Origin of the sequence: Methylobacterium sp. WL7 (genome assembly GCF_008040085.1) — a bacterium.
Lineage (GTDB): Bacteria > Pseudomonadota > Alphaproteobacteria > Rhizobiales > Beijerinckiaceae > Methylobacterium > Methylobacterium mesophilicum.
This window is the reverse complement of record NZ_VRVG01000300.1, coordinates 1-1,534: the sequence shown is the minus strand read 5'-3', so window position 1 is coordinate 1,534 and position 1,534 is coordinate 1. Positions and strand designations below refer to the sequence as shown.

Annotated in this window: 1 protein-coding gene and 1 pseudogene; one reads left to right on the top strand and one right to left on the bottom strand. The window is 67.4% G+C overall.

Going from position 1 to position 1,534, the window contains the following annotated elements; genetic code table 11:
• Positions 1-112 precede the first annotated feature (112 nt).
• Positions 113-1,132: an IS110 family transposase gene (locus FV233_RS29370; protein WP_147854784.1), complete on the top strand. Its 1,020-nt coding sequence runs from the start codon at positions 113-115 to the stop codon at positions 1,130-1,132.
• Positions 1,133-1,276: 144 nt separating this feature from the next.
• Here the strand turns inward: FV233_RS29370 and FV233_RS31005 are convergent.
• Positions 1,277-1,534 (bottom strand): annotated as a pseudogene (locus tag FV233_RS31005) (hypothetical protein); the annotation flags it as partial.

Below are 1,534 nucleotides of genomic sequence, written 5' to 3'. Positions count from 1 at the left end.
CCCCCAGCCCCGCTCATGCTTATGGGATGGCCCGCCCCTCACCGAACCGTTGGTGGCATGCTGCTGCCTTGGAGAAATGGAGGGATCGGGAATGGCAAAGAGTTCGGTCGCCGTGCTGGGTATCGATCTCGGCAAAAACAGCTGTAGCCTGGTTGGCTTCGACCCAGCCGGTACGGTGGTTCTGCGTCGTCGCGCACGGCGTGAGACGATCGTCGGCCTCACGGCCAAGCTGCCCGCTTGTGTCGTCGCGATGGAGGCCTGCTGTGGCGCCCATCACCTCGGGCGGCTGCTGGCCGCGCAGGGACATACCATCCGACTGATGTCGCCCGAGTATGTCCGCCCCTACGTCAAGGCGCAGAAGAACGACGACCGCGATGCCGAAGCGATCGCCGAGGCCGCCACACGTCCGACGATGCGCTTCGTGCCCCTCAAGGCGCAGGAGCAACTCGACATGCAGAGCCTGCACCGGGTCCGGTCTCGGCTGGTCGGCATGCGCACCATGCTCATGAACCAGCTCCGCGCGATCCTGCTGGAGCGCGGTCTCGTTTTCCCGCAAGGCCGCCGCAAGTTCGAGACGGCGGTCGGCATTCTCGTGACGGATCCCCAGGCGCAGATTGGCGCGCGTATCCAAGCTCTCGTCGCCGAGATCCGTGAGGAGTGGGCGAGCCTCGACGGCCGTATCGAAGCGCTCGACCGAGAGTTCGCGGCGCATGCCCGCGCCGACGAGGCGGCACATCGCCTGGTGTCGATCCCGGGCGTCGGGCCGATGACGGCCACGGCCTTGCGCGCGGCCATCGACGACGGAAGCGCCTTCGCGTCCGCGCGCGACCTGCCGGCTTGGCTTGGCCTCGTGCCCCGACAGCATACGACCGGTGGCAAGCCGAAGCTGCTCGGCATCAGCAAGAGGGGCAACGCCTATCTGCGTGGGCTCTTCATCCATGGGGCGCGCGCAGCGCTAGCCTCGCTGTCCAAGGTCGAGGATGCGACCGGCCGATGGCTGCGCGGTCTGCTGGCGCGGGCGCACTACAACGTCGTGGTCGTCGCGCTCGCCGCCAAGCTCGCGCGGATCGCCTGGGCGACGCTGCGCAAAGGAGTGAGCTTCGAGCGGCGGCCGGAGCCGGCCCTCGCATAGGGCATCAAAAGAGGTTGACCTGAGGCGGAGCACGATCGCTCGGCGCAGGTCCACGAGGTCTGCGGGAGGACAGTGAAGATGGCCTGACGGTCGAGCGGCGTTCCGGAAGCCTGGCAAAAAAAGCGGCCCCCGAGGCCGAATTGCTTATGAGGCCCGGGACGTGCGGCTCTCCATCTTGGCGGCGGCCACCATGCCGACATGCCGGATACGTTTGTGCAGACCGGTCACAGGCATCTTCATCGACGACCTTGCAGACGGGGCGGGCCATACGTTAGGCAGACGGTTCTCCAGGACGAGATCAGCCACGACCTCCTTCAGCGCCCCCGTCTCGCGGCGCAGATCCCGCACCTCATCCGTGGTGGCCGCACGAGCCGTGTCGCCGGACAGGCGCCTCTTGCCAGC